The organism is Paenirhizobium cremeum, from assembly GCF_047553425.1.
Classification (GTDB): domain Bacteria; phylum Pseudomonadota; class Alphaproteobacteria; order Rhizobiales; family Rhizobiaceae; genus Allorhizobium; species Allorhizobium cremeum.
Map to the genome: position 1 here is coordinate 3650666 of NZ_CP180217.1, position 18133 is coordinate 3668798.

12 protein-coding genes are annotated in these 18133 nt (G+C 60.8%); 2 read left to right on the forward strand and 10 right to left on the reverse strand.

Annotated features, from left to right (window positions below; genetic code table 11):
* Window positions 1–139: 139 nt before the first annotated feature.
* Window positions 140–3025 carry an SNF2-related protein gene (locus ACLBKR_RS17655; RefSeq protein ID WP_414899845.1) on the reverse strand — a complete coding sequence of 962 codons (2886 nt, stop codon included), beginning with the start codon at window positions 3023–3025 and terminating at the stop codon, window positions 140–142.
* 585 nt (window positions 3026–3610) lie between these two features.
* Here ACLBKR_RS17655 and ACLBKR_RS17660 point away from each other — a divergent pair.
* A complete protein-coding gene (locus ACLBKR_RS17660; protein WP_414899847.1) occupies window positions 3611–4117 on the forward strand; it encodes a hypothetical protein in 507 nt (168 codons plus the stop codon).
* 20 nt (window positions 4118–4137) lie between these two features.
* Here the strand turns inward: ACLBKR_RS17660 and ACLBKR_RS17665 are convergent, their stop codons facing one another.
* From ACLBKR_RS17665 to ACLBKR_RS17695, 7 genes are all read right to left on the reverse strand, one after another.
* A complete protein-coding gene (locus ACLBKR_RS17665) occupies window positions 4138–4377 on the reverse strand; it encodes a hypothetical protein (RefSeq protein WP_414899849.1) in 240 nt (79 codons plus the stop codon).
* Between the two features lie 782 nt (window positions 4378–5159).
* Window positions 5160–5927 carry an ABC transporter ATP-binding protein gene (locus tag ACLBKR_RS17670; protein ID WP_113486236.1) on the reverse strand — a complete coding sequence of 256 codons (768 nt, stop codon included), beginning with the start codon at window positions 5925–5927 and terminating at the stop codon, window positions 5160–5162.
* 9 nt (window positions 5928–5936) lie between these two features.
* Window positions 5937–6914 carry an ABC transporter substrate-binding protein gene (locus ACLBKR_RS17675; protein WP_113486238.1) on the reverse strand — a complete coding sequence of 326 codons (978 nt, stop codon included), beginning with the start codon at window positions 6912–6914 and terminating at the stop codon, window positions 5937–5939.
* Window positions 6915–6979: 65 nt separating this feature from the next.
* Complete coding sequence (locus tag ACLBKR_RS17680) at window positions 6980–7819, reverse strand: ABC transporter permease (RefSeq protein WP_113338120.1); 840 nt, start codon at window positions 7817–7819, stop codon at window positions 6980–6982.
* Window positions 7820–7828: 9 nt separating this feature from the next.
* The gene (locus tag ACLBKR_RS17685; RefSeq protein WP_113447458.1) at window positions 7829–9181 is read right to left on the reverse strand and encodes an LLM class flavin-dependent oxidoreductase; all 1353 of its coding nucleotides are present in this window, start codon (window positions 9179–9181) and stop codon (window positions 7829–7831) included.
* Window positions 9182–9626: 445 nt separating this feature from the next.
* Entirely contained in the window at window positions 9627–10502 is an 876-nt protein-coding gene (locus tag ACLBKR_RS17690; RefSeq protein ID WP_112830538.1) for an acyl-CoA dehydrogenase family protein, read from the reverse strand.
* 138 nt (window positions 10503–10640) lie between these two features.
* A complete protein-coding gene (locus ACLBKR_RS17695; RefSeq protein WP_113447459.1) occupies window positions 10641–11177 on the reverse strand; it encodes a flavin reductase family protein in 537 nt (178 codons plus the stop codon).
* A gap of 138 nt (window positions 11178–11315) precedes the next feature.
* On the opposite strand from ACLBKR_RS17695, the gene ACLBKR_RS17700 reads away from it, so the two are divergent.
* On the forward strand, window positions 11316–12776 hold the full coding sequence (locus tag ACLBKR_RS17700; RefSeq protein WP_113447460.1) for an FAD/NAD(P)-binding protein: 1461 nt from the start codon (window positions 11316–11318) through the stop codon (window positions 12774–12776).
* Window positions 12777–13385: 609 nt separating this feature from the next.
* On the opposite strand, the gene ACLBKR_RS17705 is transcribed toward ACLBKR_RS17700, so the two are convergent.
* Complete coding sequence (locus tag ACLBKR_RS17705; protein ID WP_113447461.1) at window positions 13386–16724, reverse strand: error-prone DNA polymerase; 3339 nt, start codon at window positions 16722–16724, stop codon at window positions 13386–13388.
* Window positions 16721–18130: a DNA polymerase Y family protein gene (locus ACLBKR_RS17710; RefSeq protein WP_414899854.1), complete on the reverse strand. Its 1410-nt coding sequence runs from the start codon at window positions 18128–18130 to the stop codon at window positions 16721–16723. The genes ACLBKR_RS17705 and ACLBKR_RS17710 overlap by 4 nt, the downstream gene beginning before the upstream one ends.
* Window positions 18131–18133 lie beyond the last annotated feature (3 nt).

Genomic DNA, 18133 nt, shown 5'->3' on the forward strand with positions numbered 1-18133 from the left:
TCTCGTGCCCGAAACGGTAGCATAGGCAGCCGCTATCCAAAGACCACTGCACTCATTTTCCGCCGACCAGTCTCGGATTGCCGAATAGACAGTGCTTCCGTCTCCGCTCAATTGATGTTGTAGCATTTCCCCTCCAAGGCTATGCGCCTATCTCCCACCGAATCGTCATCACCGGCGTCACATTCGGGGTGATCGCTAGCTTGGCAGCCACTTCGTCAAGTTTGTCGTTCACTTCCTTCCGGATTTCCTTGAGGGTCTTGAACGTGGAGAGTTTCAGCTCATCTCGTTCCTCTTCAAGCTTCTTGATCCGGCGCTCTTCGTTAAGCTTCTCCGCCAGAGGGATGGACTGGTTACCCCGCAACGCCTTCCGGGCTGCGCGCGCTTCGGTGTCCAACTCCTTCACACGCAGATCATTGGCACGCTCCAGGTCCTCGGCATACGCCTCTAGCTTGATCGTCTCTTCATCGAGCCATTTGACGTTCTCGTTTTCCGCAGCCTCCTGGGCGGCTTTCAGCGCGGCCTCATCGATGCTCGCCATCGCGCTTGTCGGATACTCTGCATCAACTGCGTCAACGTCGGCTGGCAGTTGAAAGAAGCGTTCTGCCGTTTCGGACGCCAGTACGGTCCCGTCATCGGTGATTGCCGCGAGGACGAGCCTGTCCCTCGATCCAATGGCCGTCTCGGCACGCATTAACGAAACGCGCATCCATCCGCGCTTGCCCACGTGCGCCTCAACGTCAGACAGCTTCGGTTGTCCTTCGTTGCGGTAGGACTGGTAGTCGAAGCGAAGTTTCGCATCTGACAATGGGCGGGAAAGACTCGTTTGCACGAGGCTGTCGGCGAGAGTGCCATCACCCAGACGGAAGAACTGCCACCCCCGGTAATCCGCCTCGGGCCACACTGTTGACCATGTTTTGCCAGCATGCTGGAACGATGGGATACCCTCGTTGCTGAATGTCGCCTCCGGGAGTTCTGCGCGGGCGAGGAGCCATAGACGTCGTTCGAACTCGGACATGGTCCTCTCGATCTCTCCGCCGCGCTGGCGCAGCATATCGACGATCGAGGCGTCGAAGAGATCGAAGAGCTGCTGACGGGTCTCCGCCATATCCGCCTTGATCTGATCCTCAAGCTCCGCTTCGAGCTTCTGGAAGGCTTCATTGACCTGTGCTTCGGTCCGGCAGGCTTGCACGACTGCAAGCACTTTCTTCTCGAAGTCGATACCGGATTCAATAACCCCGAGAACCTGATCACTGGCTCCGAATAGCCCCTCGAAGAGCCGGAACTTATTGCTGAGAAGCTCGTAAATTCGTCGCTCTGCCTGGTTCTTGCGGTTCAGCATGTTGACGACGGTGACGTCGATCTTCTGCCCGTATCGGTGACATCTACCGATACGCTGCTCAACGCGCTGCGGATTCCAGGGCAGGTCGAAGTTGATCAGCAATGAGCAGAACTGAAGATTTATGCCTTCGGCGCCGGACTCGGTCGCGATCAGGATGCACTTCTCATCGGACTTGAACGCGCTGACGATCGCGCTCTTCATATCGGCAGATTTCGACCCGGAAATTGCGTCCGTTCCCTGCTTCTCCTTGAGCCATTCCTTGTAGATCTTCTGGCTCTCCGGATCGCTGTTGGATCCATTCATGAGCGCAATCTGTCCAGCGTAACCGTTTTGGGAGAGGATTTCATAGAGGTAGTTCTGCGTACGGACGGACTCGGTAAATATGACCGCCTTACGCTGGCCGCCACGTGCCACGACTTCATCAAGAACATCTGGGAGCCTGCTGATGAGCTTTTCTCCCTTGGAGTTCGTTCCGATCGACCTTGCCAGCGACAGATACCCTTCTAGTTCGGCAATCTCCGCCGCAAGCTTATTCGAGTCGATGGCGGGCCGACCATCTTCCGAGGCATCGTCGCTAGACCCGTCTGCCGCGTCAGACAGCGTCGCGTCGTCAGCGATCTCCTCCCCGACCTCTGCCGTATCATCGATGTCCTCGACCACTTCCTCCGTGACGACCTGACTACGCTTCAATCGAGCAATCACGTTCTCGAGGAACAGCGCGATCGCGGCGATGGATGAACCCAGCGTTTTGCGGGCGCCGATGAGAACGAGCTGGTTAGGCTTTGATCCGAAGGCGATGGAGTCAGTCTTTTGCAGATAACTTGAAACCCCTTCGTAGAGTTGCTCCTCCAGGCTATGGGGCTCGAAGTCGAAGGTGACGGCGAGACGTTGAGTGTAGTTGACGTGGCCGGCTGCCTGTACGTCACGCCGCAGGTGACGCTTGTAGAGTGGGGCCATCCGACGTCGCAAAGAAATCAGGGACTGCTTGTCCGTACCGCGTCCGTACATCACCCGGAAGGATTGTTCGTCGCCGAAGAAGTTGTCGTCGATCATGGATACGAGCCCGAAGAGCTCCATCAACGAATTCTGCAAGGGGGTTGCCGTTAGCAGAACCTTGAAGCGAGAAGACAGGGCCTCTTTCAGCTTCTTTGCCTGTGCCGACGTGTTCTTCTTATAAACGTTTCTCAGGCGATGGGCCTCGTCGATGATGACAAGGTCCCAGCCGACGCGATGGATCTGCTCAGCGTTGGCGGCCGCATACTGGTAGGAGGTGATGACAATGGCGGAAGTGTTATCAAAGGGGGTGCGCTGGCCGTTCTTGACGGCGTCGCGGTATGTCTTGGAGTCCAGGATAACGCTCGGCAGAGAGAACTTCTCCTGCAATTCCTGTTGCCATTGAGTGCGAAGCGATGCCGGGGTGATGAGCAGGATGTTGCGGCGACGCTCTGCCCACTTCTGCGCAATCACGAGACAAGCTTCAATGGTCTTTCCCAAGCCCACCTCATCAGCGAGGATGACGCCCTTTGACAGAGGCGAATGCAGCGCGAACCTGGCGGCTTCGACCTGATGCGGTTTCATATCCACTCTTGCAGTGGACAGAGACTTTGCGAATGCCTCGTCGCTGCGTCCTTCGAGCATAATCCTGTGCGCGAAAAACTTGCTGTGGAAGGGAGCATAAACAGACATGAAGACCTCATTTCGAATCGAATGGATAAGACCAAATGAGGCGTTGAATCACAAGTCAGACCTGTAGGATTTCAAGTGGTTTGCAACTTTTACTAACAGAGGGCACGCCGTTACTGTTCTCCACTCTCCTCTCGTACGAGCTCCCCAAAAAACGCAATTTCTGCCAGAAGCTGAGGGCCGCGACGTGCCACAAACTTGCCCGCCCCAGTCGGCTCCTTCCGTTGCGGTCCGCCGAACAATTTCGCCCGGAAGAACTCCTCCGTTCGTCTCACTCGGTCAGTGATCACTGATTTTTGGATAGAGTGGCGGGCTGCCACACGATCCCTGGCGCCATCCACATTTGAATTCGCCTCAACCAACAGCTCGATCGTAGTTTCCAGGTCTGTCAGTCGCATTGCTTCCTATCCCTTATGCCTTGCGCGCCAGAGATTTGCGCCGGTCCCTCCCTAGCCGCATCCTGTCCAGAGGTTTGGAGAAATATCTATGGATCGAGCGTTAAAGAAACGGGAACAGCGTCGAACTTGCGTGGATTGGATGCGCCGGAATATTGCCAGACGGCAGCGACGCGATCCGGCTGCGAAAACCATGCTCCAACTGCTCGGACTGTTGTCTTCGGTGCTGGCGCTGTTTCCGGAGATGAATGCTTTCGCGCTTCCGCGACGCGGAAACTATTTCCGCAGTGATCGCCGGATGCCTCCACCAGATTATGAGCTTGGCGCTGAAGCATGGGCCCGAGAGCGCGGACTTGAACCGAGTTGGTATCCTGTCAATCGACCGAAGCCGCAGCCTTCCTGGAATCGTCTGGTCAAGGACCTGAACCGCCGGACGACAAAGGATCGCGCGCGGATCATGATTGAGGAACGCGTTCCTCCTGAGGCGTTCGAGTGGCTACGGGAGATGATCAAGACCGAGGACTGGATCGCCTTGCGCATCGTCGGCCATGACCGCACGGAAGAGGAAATCCGGGGCAGGGCAGCTATGGCAGCGATGCGGTGGGAAATCGAGCGTCAGACGGCTGAGGCCACACCTCCGGACTCGACTGATCCTGCAGGCGCCGCCGCGCCGCCGCCAGCGCTTAGACCGCGATTTTAGAATGGGGCGTCTCTTGTCGTTCACGCTACCGCTCCGAATGGTTCCAATGCCCGGAGGCCGCGATTCTGGACGTCGCGGGCTAGGGCCTGTCCAGTGCCAGCAATTCGGGTCCTCTGAACGAGACGCTGCGCACCAGTCTTTCGGTGCCTGACGTAGATCATCGCAAGATAGAAGAGCGTTTCGACGGCATTGGCGTGCATCGCCTCGACAACAATCACATCCATCGCCAGTCCACGAATCAGGGTCGTTTTTGTCTCCATCGAAATGCTCCATAACCCATTGAAAACATGTATTTTATAATGGATTTCGGGAGTCGAGCCCAGGCTTCCGGAAGCGATTTCTGGGATCGGCGATCGGATGGCGATCGGATCGTTAACGTCAGTCAGAACGGCACGACGATCAGGCAGGGGTTGACTGTGGCATGGGTCGCCATGGTCGGAAAAGGCATGCCCCCAAGGGGGATGCCGCAGGCCGCAGGCCGTTTCTGAGCGGCACATGCGATTGTCACCGAAGCGCGGGGTCTCGTGACTATGCGTGATGCCCGGTCGCCGCAGGCGAGCGACACCAGACCCGTGGCTTGTGTCGCAGGGGTGGAGCATCGTCGTGGGGCATGCTGAGGGGAACCCGCCGGGCTTAAGATTGTGCGTCATATCGGCCTCGGAACTCGGCCCTTGCCATCGGGGTATCGCTTGGGGTACACCGCCCAGTATCGCAATTTCCGTAGCGCAGTCGGGGCTTTATCCAAGACCTTGGAAGCGCGGGTATCGCGCGGCTATCTGGGGGAGTGTCCCACCCTCTCCGCCATTTCATTACCCGATGCATGGGGGTGACAGCATCAACGCAGCGTACGTGCATGATATCCCATAAAAACTGCGCGTTCTTCTTCGCCTTGCGTGAATGAGTTGTCTTTGAGCAAAGCTTTGCACCGATAGGCCGTCGCCTTTGACCAGCGGGTTCGTTCCCCGGGCGCTTTCTTACACTTGCCCGCGCCCGAGGATCTTCGTGAAAGCGGACCGTCTGCAATTGGCAGCCCCCCGATTTCCTAATGCAGGCCGAACAGCCCGAGCAATTCTTCGCGCTGGCGCACAAAGCCGGGGGTGCTGCGATCGCGCGGGCGCGGAAGGTCGATGTCGATCAGCCTTGGCTCCCCGCCTTTTTCGCGCGGCAGGATCAGGATGCGGTCAGCCAGGAAGATCGCCTCCTCGAGATCGTGAGTAACGAGCACCGTCGTCACGTCCTCCTCCTTCCAGATGCGCGCCAACTCCTGCTGCATGCCGATCTTGGTCATGGCGTCGAGCGCACCCAGGGGTTCGTCGAGCAGAAGGATCTCCGGCTGGACGGCAAGCGCGCGGGCGATGCCCACCCTCTGCGCCATGCCGCCCGAGAGCTGACGGGGATAGGCGGTCTCGAAGCCCTTGAGGCCGACGAGATCGACATATCTCTGGGAGGCGAGCCGAGCCTCCTCGCGGGATAGGCCACGCGTCTCCAGGCCGAAACCGATATTGTCGATAACCGTCAACCAGGGCAGAAGGCGTGGCTCCTGGAAGATGACCGCCCGCTCGGTGCCGACGCCGCGGACCTGTCGGCCATCGATCAGCACATCGCCGCCATCGGCCTCTTCGAGACCTGCAAGAATTCTGAGAAGCGTCGTCTTGCCGGAGCCGCTGGCCCCCACGATCGCCAGGCTCTCGCCCGAGCGGATCATAAGGTTCAGGTCATGCAGAACCGGCAAGGGTTTGCCGTTGAGGATGAAGGACTTGGAAAGGTGACGAACCGCCACCTCTCCGCGAATCGTGCCTGAAGGAGCCATCGTCACGCCTCAATTGCTCGCCGTCTCGGGAGTGTAGAGAAGGTCCCTTGCGGCCAGTTGCCCTTCCCTGAGCTTGCCTTCGCGCACAAGGACGTCGATCCAGAACTGAAGATCGCGCTCGACCGCCTTGCCGCCCGGCCGCACGCCATAACCCCTGAAATAGCGGGCGATGTCCGGATTTTCGCCGCGTTCGGCGAGCGCCTTGGCAAAAATCGCCCTGGTCTCCTCGGGATGTTCGCGGGCGTAATCCAGGGCGCGCTGCGATTGTTCGACGAAAACCCTGGCGGCTTGCGGATGCTTCTCGATGAAGTCGCGGCGCAGAACAACGAAGCCGCCGGCGATTTCTCCGAGCACGTCGGTATCGTCGAAGATCGCGCGCAGTCCGCCATTTTGCCTGGCCGCGCCTTCGAAGGTGGTCTGCCAGTAGCCGAAAGCCGAAACGTCGACCTGACCCGACCTGAGGACCTGCTCCAGCTGCGGCCCCGGAACGACGATCTGATTGGCGGCATCGGAGGGCAGGCCGACCGAATGGAGCGCCTCGCGGATCGTATAGTCAAGATGAGCTCCGAGCGTGTTCACCGCGATGCTCTTACCAACTATGTCTTTGATATCCTTTATTGGACTGTCTTCGAGCACATAGAAGATCGATTGCACATCGTCATTGATGCCGTTCGACGGATAGGCGGCGACGAAATCGTTTCCGCCCACGATCGAATTCAGCACGGCAGAGGTCGCGGCGCTGCCGATTTCCACGTCGCCCGAGGCAAGCGCGACCAGCGAGGCCGGACCACCCGTGGCATAGCCGACATTTTCAATGGTAATACCGGTGGCGTCGAAATAGCCGAGTTCGGCGGCAAGTTCATGGGCCGACAATCCGCCCTGGCTGGCGAGATAGCGGAGCTTGACCTCCTCCGCGGCATAGGCGGTGCCTGCCAGAAAAAGCGCGATGATTGCGGAGAGGAACAGCTTGCGGGAATGGGGTGTCATGGGAATTTTCCTTTCAATCACGAGATAACGGGCACGAGATAACGGGAAGGTGCCGGTCCGGGCGTTCAGGCCCATCGGCAGAGGCGTCGCTGCAGGAAGACCAGCGCAGCATTGGCGGCGAGGCCGAGAAGCGCCAGAAGCAGGATCGCGGCGAACATCAACGGGATCTGGAAATTGTACTGGGCATTCATCACCTGGAAGCCGATGCCTTTGTTGGCGCCGATCATTTCGGCCGCGATAAGGAGTAACAGTGCGGTGGTCGCCGAAAGCCTCAGACCGACAAAGATGGCGGGAACGGATGCCGGCAAGACCACCCGGCGGAAGATCTGGAGCGGTCCGGCGCCGTAAGTGCGTGCCATTTCGATCAGTTTCCGATCCACTTCCTTCACCCCGCCGATGGTGGACAGAAGGATCGGAAAGAGCGTCGCCCAGAAAATGACGAAGACCTTGGACGCTTCCCCCAACCCGAGCAGCAGAATGAAGACGGGATAAAGGGCGAGAGCCGACGTCTGGCGAAAGAATTGCAGCAGTGGATCGAGCACCTGCTCGATTGCGCGGACCTGGCCCATTAGGAGACCAAGCGGGATACCGAGCCCGACCGCTGCGGCGAATGCGATGCCCGATCGCTGCAGGCTGATCGCGATGTCATCCACGAGGGCACCGGAAGCGATACCCTTCCAGAGCGCAGCGATAATCTGGTCGAGGGGCGGGAATACCGAAGCGTTCACGAGGCCGAACTTGACCGATGCCTGCCAGAACACCAGAAACCCGATGACCAGGCCATAGCGGGAGAGGACCGGTGTCACGGCTGCCGCCGTCTGTATCAGCCATTTCGGCGTGCGGCCTTCCGTTCCGGAGAGGCCGAGACCATAGGCGCTGTCATGCCGAAGATCTTCATAGGACATGGCTGACCCTCACTCTGCGGCCTGGATGACCGCGTGCTTGCCGGCATGACGGTTTACCGGAAATGGCAGGCCGAGGTTCTCGCGCAGTGTCCGACCCTCGTAGGCGGTCCGGAACAGCCCGCGACGCTGCAGTTCAGGGATCACCAGGTCGACGAAGTCGTTGAGGCCGGTCGGCAGCCATGGCGGCAGAATGTTGAAGCCGTCGGCAGCCTCGTTCTCGAACCATTCCTGCAGCGTGTCGGCGATCTGCCCGGGCGTTCCGACGATCGTGAAGTGACCACGCGCCGAAGCGACCCACTGGTAGAGTTGACGGATCGAGAAGTTGTTTTCGTCGGCGATCTGACGGATCAGCGCCTGCCGGCTCTTCATGCCCTCGGTTGGCGGAGCCGGCGGCAGAGGACCGTCGAGATCGTAACCCCGCAGGTCGAGCGTTCCGCCTGTCAGGCCGTTGAGGAGACCGACGCCGTCCTCTTCGAGAATGAGCGAGGTGAGGCGATCGTATTTCTCGCGCGCCTCCTCTTCCGTGCGGCCAACGAAAGGCGACACGCCGGGCATGATTAAAATGTGGTCGGGATTGCGCCCGAGACCGCGTGCGCGGTTCTTGATGTCGCGATAGAATTCCCGCGCCGTCTCGATGTGCTGGTGCGCGGTGAAGATCACTTCGGCCGTCGCCGCAGCAAGACCGCGACCGTCGTCCGACTGACCGGCCTGGACGATGACCGGATGGCCCTGGCGCGAACGCGAGACGTTCAGCGGGCCCTTGACCCTGAAGTGCTCGCCCTTGTGGTCAGCATCGTGAAGCTTGGCGGGATCGAAGAAGACGCCGGTCTCCTTGTCGCGGATGAAGGCATCATCCTCGAAACTGTCCCAGAGTTTCCTGACGACCTCTACATGCTCGGCGGCGCGCCTGTAACGATCGGCATGCGGCAACTGCGTATCACGATTGAAGTTCTGCGCCGTGGCATCGCCGGTTGTGGTCACGACGTTCCAGCCCGCACGCCCGTCAGAGATCAAATCGAGCGATGCAAATTTGCGCGCCGTATTGTAGGGCTCTTCATAGGTCGTCGAGGCGGTTGCGATGAAGCCGAGATGGGTGGTGAAGGGTGCGAGGGCTGCGAAAAGCGTGACGGGTTCGAAGCCCGCAACGCGGGCATTGCCGCCTTCCCGAGCGCCGCCGAAACCCACCGCGAGACCGTCCGCCAGAAAATAGGCGTCGAACAGGCCGCGCTCCGCGGTTAAGGCTAACTGTTTGTGGAACTCGAAACTGACCGCTCCGTCGACGGGTTGGTCGGGATGCCGCCATGAGGCGATATGCTGTCCGCCACCGGGCAGAAATGCTCCAAGTCTGATCTTGCGTGTCATGGACTCGTCCTCTCTTGGTCAGATAATCGAATGGGAGCAGCCTACATTGTCTATATTTTATATAGAGAAATAGAATTGCGAATATTCCGCTCCTTCGCGAATTGATTTTCCGCCGAAAGCGCACTCACGAACGGACTGACGCGGGACCCGGAAAAGAAGGAGGACCTAGAGAGCGCCCCCAGGACGCGGCTTGCACACGTGATTTGGGAATCCCGCGTATTTTCGCGAAGCCCGCAGCCATGGCTCACGAGCGGAACCTCTGCACCGCACGCTGACAAAAAGGCAGATTTGGCTGAAAGCGCTGGTCGACCTTGCGCTGTCGAGGCCGCCGACGGAACCGCTATCGAAGAGATCGCTCCGCTCGGGACGGGTCGTCTTGTACCCATCCGTTCCGCCGGCTGCGCCGCGTTCGAAGCCTGTGAGACTGCCGCGATCCCCGCGAGCCTTATCGACCGCGAACCGTCGCACCACCTGAACGGCGGCGCGCTGCTTCCAAGGCCTGACGGAGGCGTAGAATGCGGGCGACATCGAGTTGGGACTGGTCCACTTGTATGATGTCGATAACCGACGCCACCTTCAGGATCATGGCATCCAGAAGCTCGAATTCGACCGACAGATTGTCCGGCATGCCGCTTCCGGATGCGTCGTCATATTCACCGCGGAGGATCGCCCCGTCCAGAAAAGTCTCCATGAACTCGGCTAGCAGCGATGCTTCAGGAGCCATTTCGAGAACATGGTCGGGAGAGACGGAAGTCGCGGCGGATGGCACGGCTTCATCGTCTTCCGCCTGCCAGTGCGTCCCCGGCAGTATTGCCGCAACCTCAACGGTGCCGGGCCCCAGTCCCGCCACCACGCGCCAGTCTGCTTCGGAAGCCGGACCCGGTGCAGGGGCCGGCTCCACGGTGAAGGATAGACCTTGGCGGACCAGTCGCGGGACGGGATCGCCCGGTAGAATGGAAAGGCGCTCGAACGTCTCCCCAAGGACCACTCGGGTATAGAGGGCCTTGCGCTGTTCGATTGAGCCGCTAGTGCGAAGGAGTTCGAGCGCCACCAAGTGTCTCGCAAAGTGAATGGCCAGATCCTTGCTGGAAACGGCCAGTCGGCTCACGGCTTCGGCGACGATCGTGTTCGAGATGTCCGCGCCCCCGAAGGCCGCGGGTATGGAAATCGCGAGAAGCCCGGTCCTCGACAGCGCCGACATTCCGTCACGCCCCTGCGGAAGTGGCGCCCGTAAAAAGGCCTCGACGGCGGCGATGACATGCCCCTCGGTCGGAAGCGTCGCGGGAACGGGACGCAATCGATCTGGAGCCGATGTCATCATTCAATGCCTCCGCCTGAGAGATGGACCGCCATCCGTGACGCCCATCGCGATCCTCCGGATTCGCTCCGCACGCTTTAAGGCTTTGTTTTATAGCACGCCGTCACCACAAAACCGCTCGACACTTTTGCGCGCCCCGTTTCAGATCGAATGGTACCGTCCGTTCTGATACAGCAACGATTGTCCCTGCCCGAGACGTATAGCCAGAACCTTGCCGATCACGATCACGTGGCTATGCCGCTCGATGGCCTCCTCGACCTCACAATCGAGCGCCGCCACGGCATCTTCCAGCACCGGCGCTCCGCTTGCAAGCCTCGTCCATTCGGCGCCGGCATATCGCTCAGGCCCCCGCAACCCCCCTATCCCGGCGAAACGGTTCGCGATGCTCCTGTGGTCGACCCCGATCACATTCACCGCGAAATGGCGAAAGCGCTCGACGACGGGCCACGTCGAGGAGGATCTGTTCAGGGATACCAGCATGCGCGGAGGCTCGACGGACAGCGCCGTTGCGGAGGTAACGGTCGCGCCGGACCGCTCTTCGCCTTCGCCTGCGGTGATAACGCTGACGCCCCCGCCGAGGGTTCTCAGCGCCTCCTTCAAGCTTCCGGCATCCGCCGGTCGATCGAAGACAGGGCGAATGGCGGACTCTGCAAACTCGGTCGCAATGAAGGTGCTCATGCTTTCTCTCCGCTCATGGTGTCGGAAGCAAGAGATAGCAGCGGGGGAACCGTCCCTGTAGACAAGCGTTTTTAAACTACATATATTTTATAGAAAATATGTCCAGATGTACCGCCGCGAACCGCAAGGAAGTCTGCCATGTTGAAAATCAGAGTGTCCTCGGTGCGATCCTGCCCCACCGCGCATAGATCGAGTTCACGAATCGCCATTATCGGAGGAGGCTACACCGGCGCCCTGATCGCCAAGCTTCTTGTCGAGCGCGGCCCACGAGACCTGGAGGAAGTGACGGTCTTCGAGCCGCGTGACAGGCTGGGCGCCGGTCTTGCTTACGATGTCGAAGACGCAGATCTTCGTCTCAACGTCGCAGCACACCGCATGCGGGCCATTCCGGGCGCGCCTGCGGCCTTTCTGGACTGGCTGCAGACGAGTGGAACCCTCACCGTAGATCCCCAGGCAGTAACGCCGGAGGGCGTGTTCGCCCGGCGCCGCGACTTCGGACGGTTCATGGAGACGCAGCTGTCACCCTTGCTCGAGCGAGGCGCAATCCGCCACGTTCGGGAAAACGTGCGGTCCGTCTCCCGAATGGAGGAACAATGGCGCGTGACGAGTGCGGGAGGCATGTCTGTCGCAGCCGACGTCCTGATTCTGGCGACCGGTCATCCGGCTGTGTCGAGACCGCCGGTGTTGGATACGCTTGACCGCCGCGCCGCAGGCGGCGTTATCGATGCATTCGCGCCGAACGCCTTTGAAAATATCGATCCGGCCGCGCCGATCCTGATTGTCGGCTCCGGTCTCACCGCCCTGGATGCCGTTGTTCGTCTCGAGGCTCTGGGGCACTTCGGGCAGGTCACTCTTCTGTCCCGGTCCGGCCTTCTGCCGAGGCCCCATGCCGGCGCAGGCTTTGCCCCGTTCGGTGAGTTCCTGGATGAAAAACCGACGTCCACCCGCCAGCTTCTGACCAGAGTTCGCGCGACCATCTCGCAGGCGCAGGCGCAAGGCATCCCGTGGCAATCCGTTTTCGATGCGCTGCGTCAGCAATCCCAATCTCTCTGGCAGAACCTGCCTTCGGCGGAAAGACAAAAGTTTCTCCGCCGGTTGCGACGCTGGTACGACGTTCATCGCTACCGCATGCCTCCCCAGGTTTCAGCCGCGCTTGAGCGTGGCCTTGCCTCCCGGCGGATGGATATCCTCGCCGGCCATATCTGCTCCGTGCGGGGCGACAGGCATGACCTGGCGACGACGATCCGGACACGAAGCGGCATGACCGAACGCCACTGCAATCGCATTCTGCTCGCGACAGGGCGCGATTTTCGTGACTACTGTTCGCACCAGCGTTTTCTGCTCGCAATGCACCGGGACGGTTTTATTCAATCCGATCCGCTGGGACTGGGCTTGGTCTGCGACGACGCCGGCCGCGCAATTGCCACAGACGGCACTCCTAACACCAGCCTTTTCGTTGCGGGCCCTCCCGCTCGCCCCGCCTTCGGCGAGCTGACGGGTGTGCCGGAGATCGCTGCCCAGGCTGCCGATCTGGTGGACAACCTCATTCGATCGCCCGCCCGCGAGACCAGGACGATTGTTATCAGGCGGCTGGGTTGAGGAGAGGACATTGGTGTCCGCTTTTTTGGGAGGCTATCCTTATCGGGCCCGCCGGCTCGGATAAGGAGCGACTGTTTCCTGGCGCGTGAATATAGAGCCCATCGCGATCTTCAGATACGCTCGGCACGTTCTACGCCCCTGTTTTAACGCATATCGTTTTGCCGCAAAACCGCTGAACACTCTTGCTCGATATATGGAAGAGCACTGCATCCATAAGCGGCCGGCCTTCGGCGGGCGAAACTGGAGCGCTGACGGTAGCGGCGCCAAGGGGCGGGATCCGCCCCGCGATTCGAGGAGCGGCTCGGCAGAGGCGCTGAAGGGCCACCGGTCGGAAAGAGGACAACAAGCGGAACGGCGATGGAAACCGCAAGTCCGTATCCGGCGTCGATCCGGCTGGCGTCGGTGAGCGCATGCCGCAGGACCTCGCCGGATGACCAGGGATGGCAAGCCAATGCCGGACCTCGACCGGCAAGGAAGAAGGGAAGCGTTGCCCGGTCCAGCGGATGCAGCGATCCACCGGAATGCAAGGCAGCGGGCGAAGATGAGACATATCGTGAAGGCGGCATGGACGGATATCCGGCCGGCCGGCGTCCAGGAACTGCAATCCCCTTAATGAAAATTGCGTCCCTTCGGCATGACCTCCGTCACATCGTTCCGCCGGTCCGGCAGGGATATCGGCCCATCTCCATGCCGACCGGCGTCGGTTGATCCGCGATGGCGACCGGCCGTGCCGCCATACGCCGTTTCGCCGCCGACGGGAGCGCCAAAACGGTTCGCCCTCTCCTTGAGCAGGCCGAGTTTTTCCGTGGAATCCTCGATATGCTCGGCCACGATATGGATGACGCCGCTTGCCTTTTGCAGTCGGCCATGGACGGTCACCAGCCGCGCGCCCATCACGATCGGGCGATAACGCTCGAAAGTCTTCTTCCAGACGATGATATTGGCGATGCCGGTCTCATCCTCGACGGTCATGAAGATGACCCCCTTCGCCGAACCAGGCCGCTGCCGCACCAGAACGAGCCCGGCGACCTTCACGAAGCGGCCGGCAGCAATATTTTCCAGTTCGGCGGATCGGACGATGCCGCGGCGCGCAAGATCGGTGCGCAGGAAGGAAAGCGGATGCGCCTTCAGCGAGAGCGCCAGAACCCGATAATCCTGGATCACCGCCTCACCTGCCGGGATCGGCTGCAATGCCATCGGCTCCTCCACCTGCAGATCGCTATCGGATACTCTTTCGAAGAGCGGCAGGCTTTCGACGACGGCCTCCTTGTCGAGGGCACGCGCCGCCCAAAGCGCATCCCGCCGGTCAAGTCCGAGCGAGGTGAAAGCGTCGGCATCGGCAAGCAGCTCGATCGTCGATCGCGGCAGGCCGGTCCTCAGCCAGAGATCCCGGATCGAGACATAGCCTGTCCCTCGCCGCTCGACCAGCAGTCTCATATCCGCTTCCGACAACCCCTTGACCATACGGAAACCCAGCCGGATCGCCTTCCTGCTGAGAATGACCGTTCGCATCGACGCATGCCGCTGTGCGATGCGCCGGGCGCCAAAGTCATCCTCTTCCAGTTCTGCATCCCAGACTGAAAAATTGATATCGACCGGCCGCACATTGATCCCGTGCTCGCGGGCATCGCGTATGAGTTGCGCCGGCGCATAGAAACCCATGGGTTGGGAATTGAGCATGGCCGCACAGAAGACGTCGGGATAATAGGCCTTCATCCAGGCGGATGCATAAACCAACAGGGCAAAGGAAGCCGCGTGGCTTTCGGGAAACCCATATTCGCCGAAACCCTCGATCTGGCTGAAGCATTGCTTGGCAAAATCCCCGTCATAACCCCTGGCCATCATGCCCTTGATGAAACGCTGCCTGAAATCGGCAACCTGTCCCGTTCGGCGGAACGTCGCCATGGCGCGCCGCAACTGGTCGGCCTCGGCCGGCGTGAAACCGGCAGCCGTGATCGCGATCTGCATGGCCTGTTCCTGGAAGAGCGGCACCCCAAGCGTCCGCTCAAGAACGGTCTTCAATTCAGGCTTCGGATATATGACCTCCTGGCCCCGCGAGACATTTTCGCGGTTCTTCAGATAGGGATGCACCATGTTTCCCTGGATCGGGCCCGGCCGGACGATCGCCACCTCGATCACCAGATCGTAGAACCGCCTGGGCTTCAGCCGCGGCAGCATGCTCATCTGCGCCCGGCTCTCGATCTGGAAGACGCCGAGCGTATCGGCCCGGCAGATCATGTCGTAAACGTCGTCCTGTTGATCCTTGAAAAGAGTGGCAAGCGTCTCCTCTCGCCCATAGTCGCAGGCGAGCAGCTTCATCGCCTTGGCAAGGCAGGTGAGCATGCCGAGTGCGAGAACGTCGACCTTGAGGATCTTCAGCGTATCGAGATCGTCCTTGTTCCACTCCACCATGTAACGGCCATCGGCAGTGTTCATGATCGGAACCACCTCGTCGAGCCGGTCCCGGGTGATCACGAAACCGCCGACATGCTGGGAAAGATGCCGGGGAAACCCGATCAGTTCCGACGCGTAACCGAGGACGCTGCGGGTTGTCGGATCGGCAAGTTCGAGCCCTGCCGCCCGCGCCTCGCGTTCCGAGATTTCGGATGTGGACCAGCCCCATATCGACCCCGCAAGCGCCGATTGCACATCCTCCGAAAGACCGAAAACCTTGGCAGTCTCACGGCCGGCCGAACGGGCCCGGTAACTGATGACGGCCGCCGTCAGCGCCGCATGCTCGCGCCCGTATGTGTCGTAGATGAACTGGATGACCTTCTGGCGCCGGGCATGTTCGAAATCGACATCGATATCTGGCGGCTCCTCGCGTTCGGTCGAAATGAAGCGGTCGAAGAGCAGCGTCGTCGCCGACGGATCCACCTCGGTAATGCCGAGGCAGTAGCACACCGCGGAATTGGCGGCCGATCCGCGTCCCTGGCAGAGAATGTCCTGACTGCGAGCATAGGTGATGATGCGGTGGACGGTCAGGAAATAAGGTTCGTAACGCTTGTCCGCGATCAGCTTCAGTTCGTATTCGAGGAGGTCTGCGACCTTGGGCGGAACGCCTTCCTGGAAGCGCCGGGCAGCCCCCTCATAGGTCAGCCGGCGCAAGGCCCTGTCCGCCGGCTCGCCATCGACCGTTTCATCGGGATATTGATGACTGAGCTCATCGAGGGAGAAATCGAGCCGGCCGAAGAAATCGGCGGTCGCCTCGATGGCGTCGGGATAAAGACGGAAAAGCCGCGCCATTTCACCGGGCGGCTTCAGATGCCGCTCGGCATTGGCAGCGAGACGGAAGCCGGCTTCAGCAAGCGTCACATGGTCGCGAATGGCCGTGACGATATCGGCAAGCGGCTTGCGTTCGGGCACGTGATAAAAGGGCGCATTGCTGGCAATGAGGGGGATGGAAAGCCGTTCGCCCATCGCCTGCAGCCGGGCGAAGGTTAGCCGGTCGAGGCCGTTATAACGCGGTACCAGCGCCAGATAGAGCTGATCCGTCAGATATGCGGCAAGAACTGCCAGGCGTCCGCAAAACGCTTCCGCCTGTTCGGGGTTGGCGAATGCCGGCGCCATGGCCACAAACATGAGATCTTCGGACCATTCGAGAAGATCGGCCTCATAGAGTGTGCAAATGCCCTTCTCCGATCGCAGGTTTCCCGCACTCAGCATCCGGCAGAGATGTCCCCAGCCGCGCCGGTTCATCGGATAGGCCAGAAGCTCCGGCGTGCCATCGGCAAAAACGAGCCGGGCACCGGGCCTGATGGCGTAACCCGTGACTTTCGCTGCGGCATGCATGCGCACCACGCCCGCAACTGTGTTGCGATCGGCAAGTCCGAGCCCTGCGATGCCAAGCGCATTGGCCGTCGCAACCATCTCCTCGGGATGCGCGGCACCTTCGAGGAAGGAGAAGTTGCTCGCCGCCCCGATCTCGAAGAAAACAGGCGTGCTCATGCGAAGAGCCCTTGCATGAACCAACCGGGATCGGTAGCGCCGCGTTCGTAAAGTCCCTGACGATAAAGCCAGAACCGATGGCCGGCGCTGTCCTCAATGCGGAAGTAATCCCGTGGGGGCGTATCCTCGCCGTCAACCCACCATTCCGCGCTCAGCCGTTCCGGTCCCTCGGCCCGGGCGACCCGGTGCAGGGCGCGACGCCAGCGAAATCCGACCGGAGCGCCGTCCGGCACCTCGGCCATGACCTCGATCGGTTCGGGATGGGCAAGAAGCCGGATCGGCCGTTCATTGCGGACCGGTCGCGCCACATCCGCCGCAGCCGATCGCGCCATGTCGGCAAGCGGAGCAAGGCTCGATGCCCGCTCCGGCCAATGGCTGGCATGAAGCACGGGCTGCCTGAGAAAATCCCGCCCGAAGCGCGCCGCCACCCGGTCGATGAAATCAGGGGATTGATCGGAACCGGACAGCCGGGAACCGAACATCGCCTGTTTCTGATCGAGAGGTTCCGATTGCAAGACATTGAGCCTGATGATTTCGAAACCGAAGCCGGCATCCAGATCGTCATGAAGCACGGCCATGCGCTCGTTGAACAAGGCCTTGATCCGAGAAGCATCGCGCAAGGGGCTTGCCGCTCCGATCTCGATGCGGAAGACGCGTCCGTCCACGCGAAACAGCAGGAGTTCGAAGAGGCGCCCGCCTTCGCCACGTCCTTCCAGCCCGGATTTCAGCCCCGCCGCCAGCCGCCCGACGAGATCGAGGATCGCCTCCTCGTCGCGCACCGGTTCAGCCAGACGCCGCTCGACCGAAAGAAGGGCGACCGGCCGACGCGGCACGATCGGTTCGCCCTCCCGCCCAAGCGCCTGGTCGAGCCTGAGCAGAAGTTCCGGCCCGAAACGCCGCGTCAACGGTCCGCGCGGCGCAGCCAGGAGATCGCCCACCTGTTTCAGGCCGACCCGGGCGAGCGTCAACGACATATCGGTGTCGATGCGCAGCGCCCGCATCGGCAGGGCCGAAAGGACCGCAACCATCGCCTCGTCGGCAATCACCCGCCTGTCCGAAAACCGCACCGCCGCCCAGGAAAGGCCAGTGGTCGAGGAAATCGCCCCCCGCACGTCAAGGCCGAGTTGCAGAAGACGCCGCAGAATATCGTCGATCAGGCCCTGCTCTCCGCCAAAGAGATGAGCGCAGCCGGTAATGTCGAGCAGAAGCCCGTCGAGCCCGTCGATCGCCACCAATGGCGTATAGCGATCACACCAGTCGGCAATCGCCTCGAGAAAATGCCGATCCGCATGCTGGTCGGCTTCCACGACCTCGAGCGTGGGGCAGATTGCCCGCGCTTCCGCAAGTCCCTGTCCCACCCTCAGGCCGATTGCCTCGGCCGCCTCGTCGAGCGCCGTCAGCCGCATGCT

Excerpts from the sequence above, each read along its gene's own strand:
- ACLBKR_RS17655 (WP_414899845.1), bottom strand. The coding sequence starts at position 3,025 with ATGTCTGTTTATGCTCCCTTCCACAGCAAGTTTTTCGCGCACAGGATT.
- ACLBKR_RS17660 (WP_414899847.1), top strand. The coding sequence starts at position 3,611 with ATGCTCCAACTGCTCGGACTGTTGTCTTCGGTGCTGGCGCTGTTTCCG.
- ACLBKR_RS17665 (WP_414899849.1), bottom strand. The coding sequence starts at position 4,377 with ATGGAGACAAAAACGACCCTGATTCGTGGACTGGCGATGGATGTGATT.
- ACLBKR_RS17670 (WP_113486236.1), bottom strand. The coding sequence starts at position 5,927 with ATGGCTCCTTCAGGCACGATTCGCGGAGAGGTGGCGGTTCGTCACCTT.
- ACLBKR_RS17675 (WP_113486238.1), bottom strand. The coding sequence starts at position 6,914 with ATGACACCCCATTCCCGCAAGCTGTTCCTCTCCGCAATCATCGCGCTT.
- ACLBKR_RS17680 (WP_113338120.1), bottom strand. The coding sequence starts at position 7,819 with ATGTCCTATGAAGATCTTCGGCATGACAGCGCCTATGGTCTCGGCCTC.
- ACLBKR_RS17685 (WP_113447458.1), bottom strand. The coding sequence starts at position 9,181 with ATGACACGCAAGATCAGACTTGGAGCATTTCTGCCCGGTGGCGGACAG.
- ACLBKR_RS17690 (WP_112830538.1), bottom strand. The coding sequence starts at position 10,502 with ATGATGACATCGGCTCCAGATCGATTGCGTCCCGTTCCCGCGACGCTT.
- ACLBKR_RS17695 (WP_113447459.1), bottom strand. The coding sequence starts at position 11,177 with ATGAGCACCTTCATTGCGACCGAGTTTGCAGAGTCCGCCATTCGCCCT.
- ACLBKR_RS17700 (WP_113447460.1), top strand. The coding sequence starts at position 11,316 with ATGTTGAAAATCAGAGTGTCCTCGGTGCGATCCTGCCCCACCGCGCAT.
- ACLBKR_RS17705 (WP_113447461.1), bottom strand. The coding sequence starts at position 16,724 with ATGAGCACGCCTGTTTTCTTCGAGATCGGGGCGGCGAGCAACTTCTCC.
- ACLBKR_RS17710 (WP_414899854.1), bottom strand. The coding sequence starts at position 18,130 with ATGCGGCTGACGGCGCTCGACGAGGCGGCCGAGGCAATCGGCCTGAGG.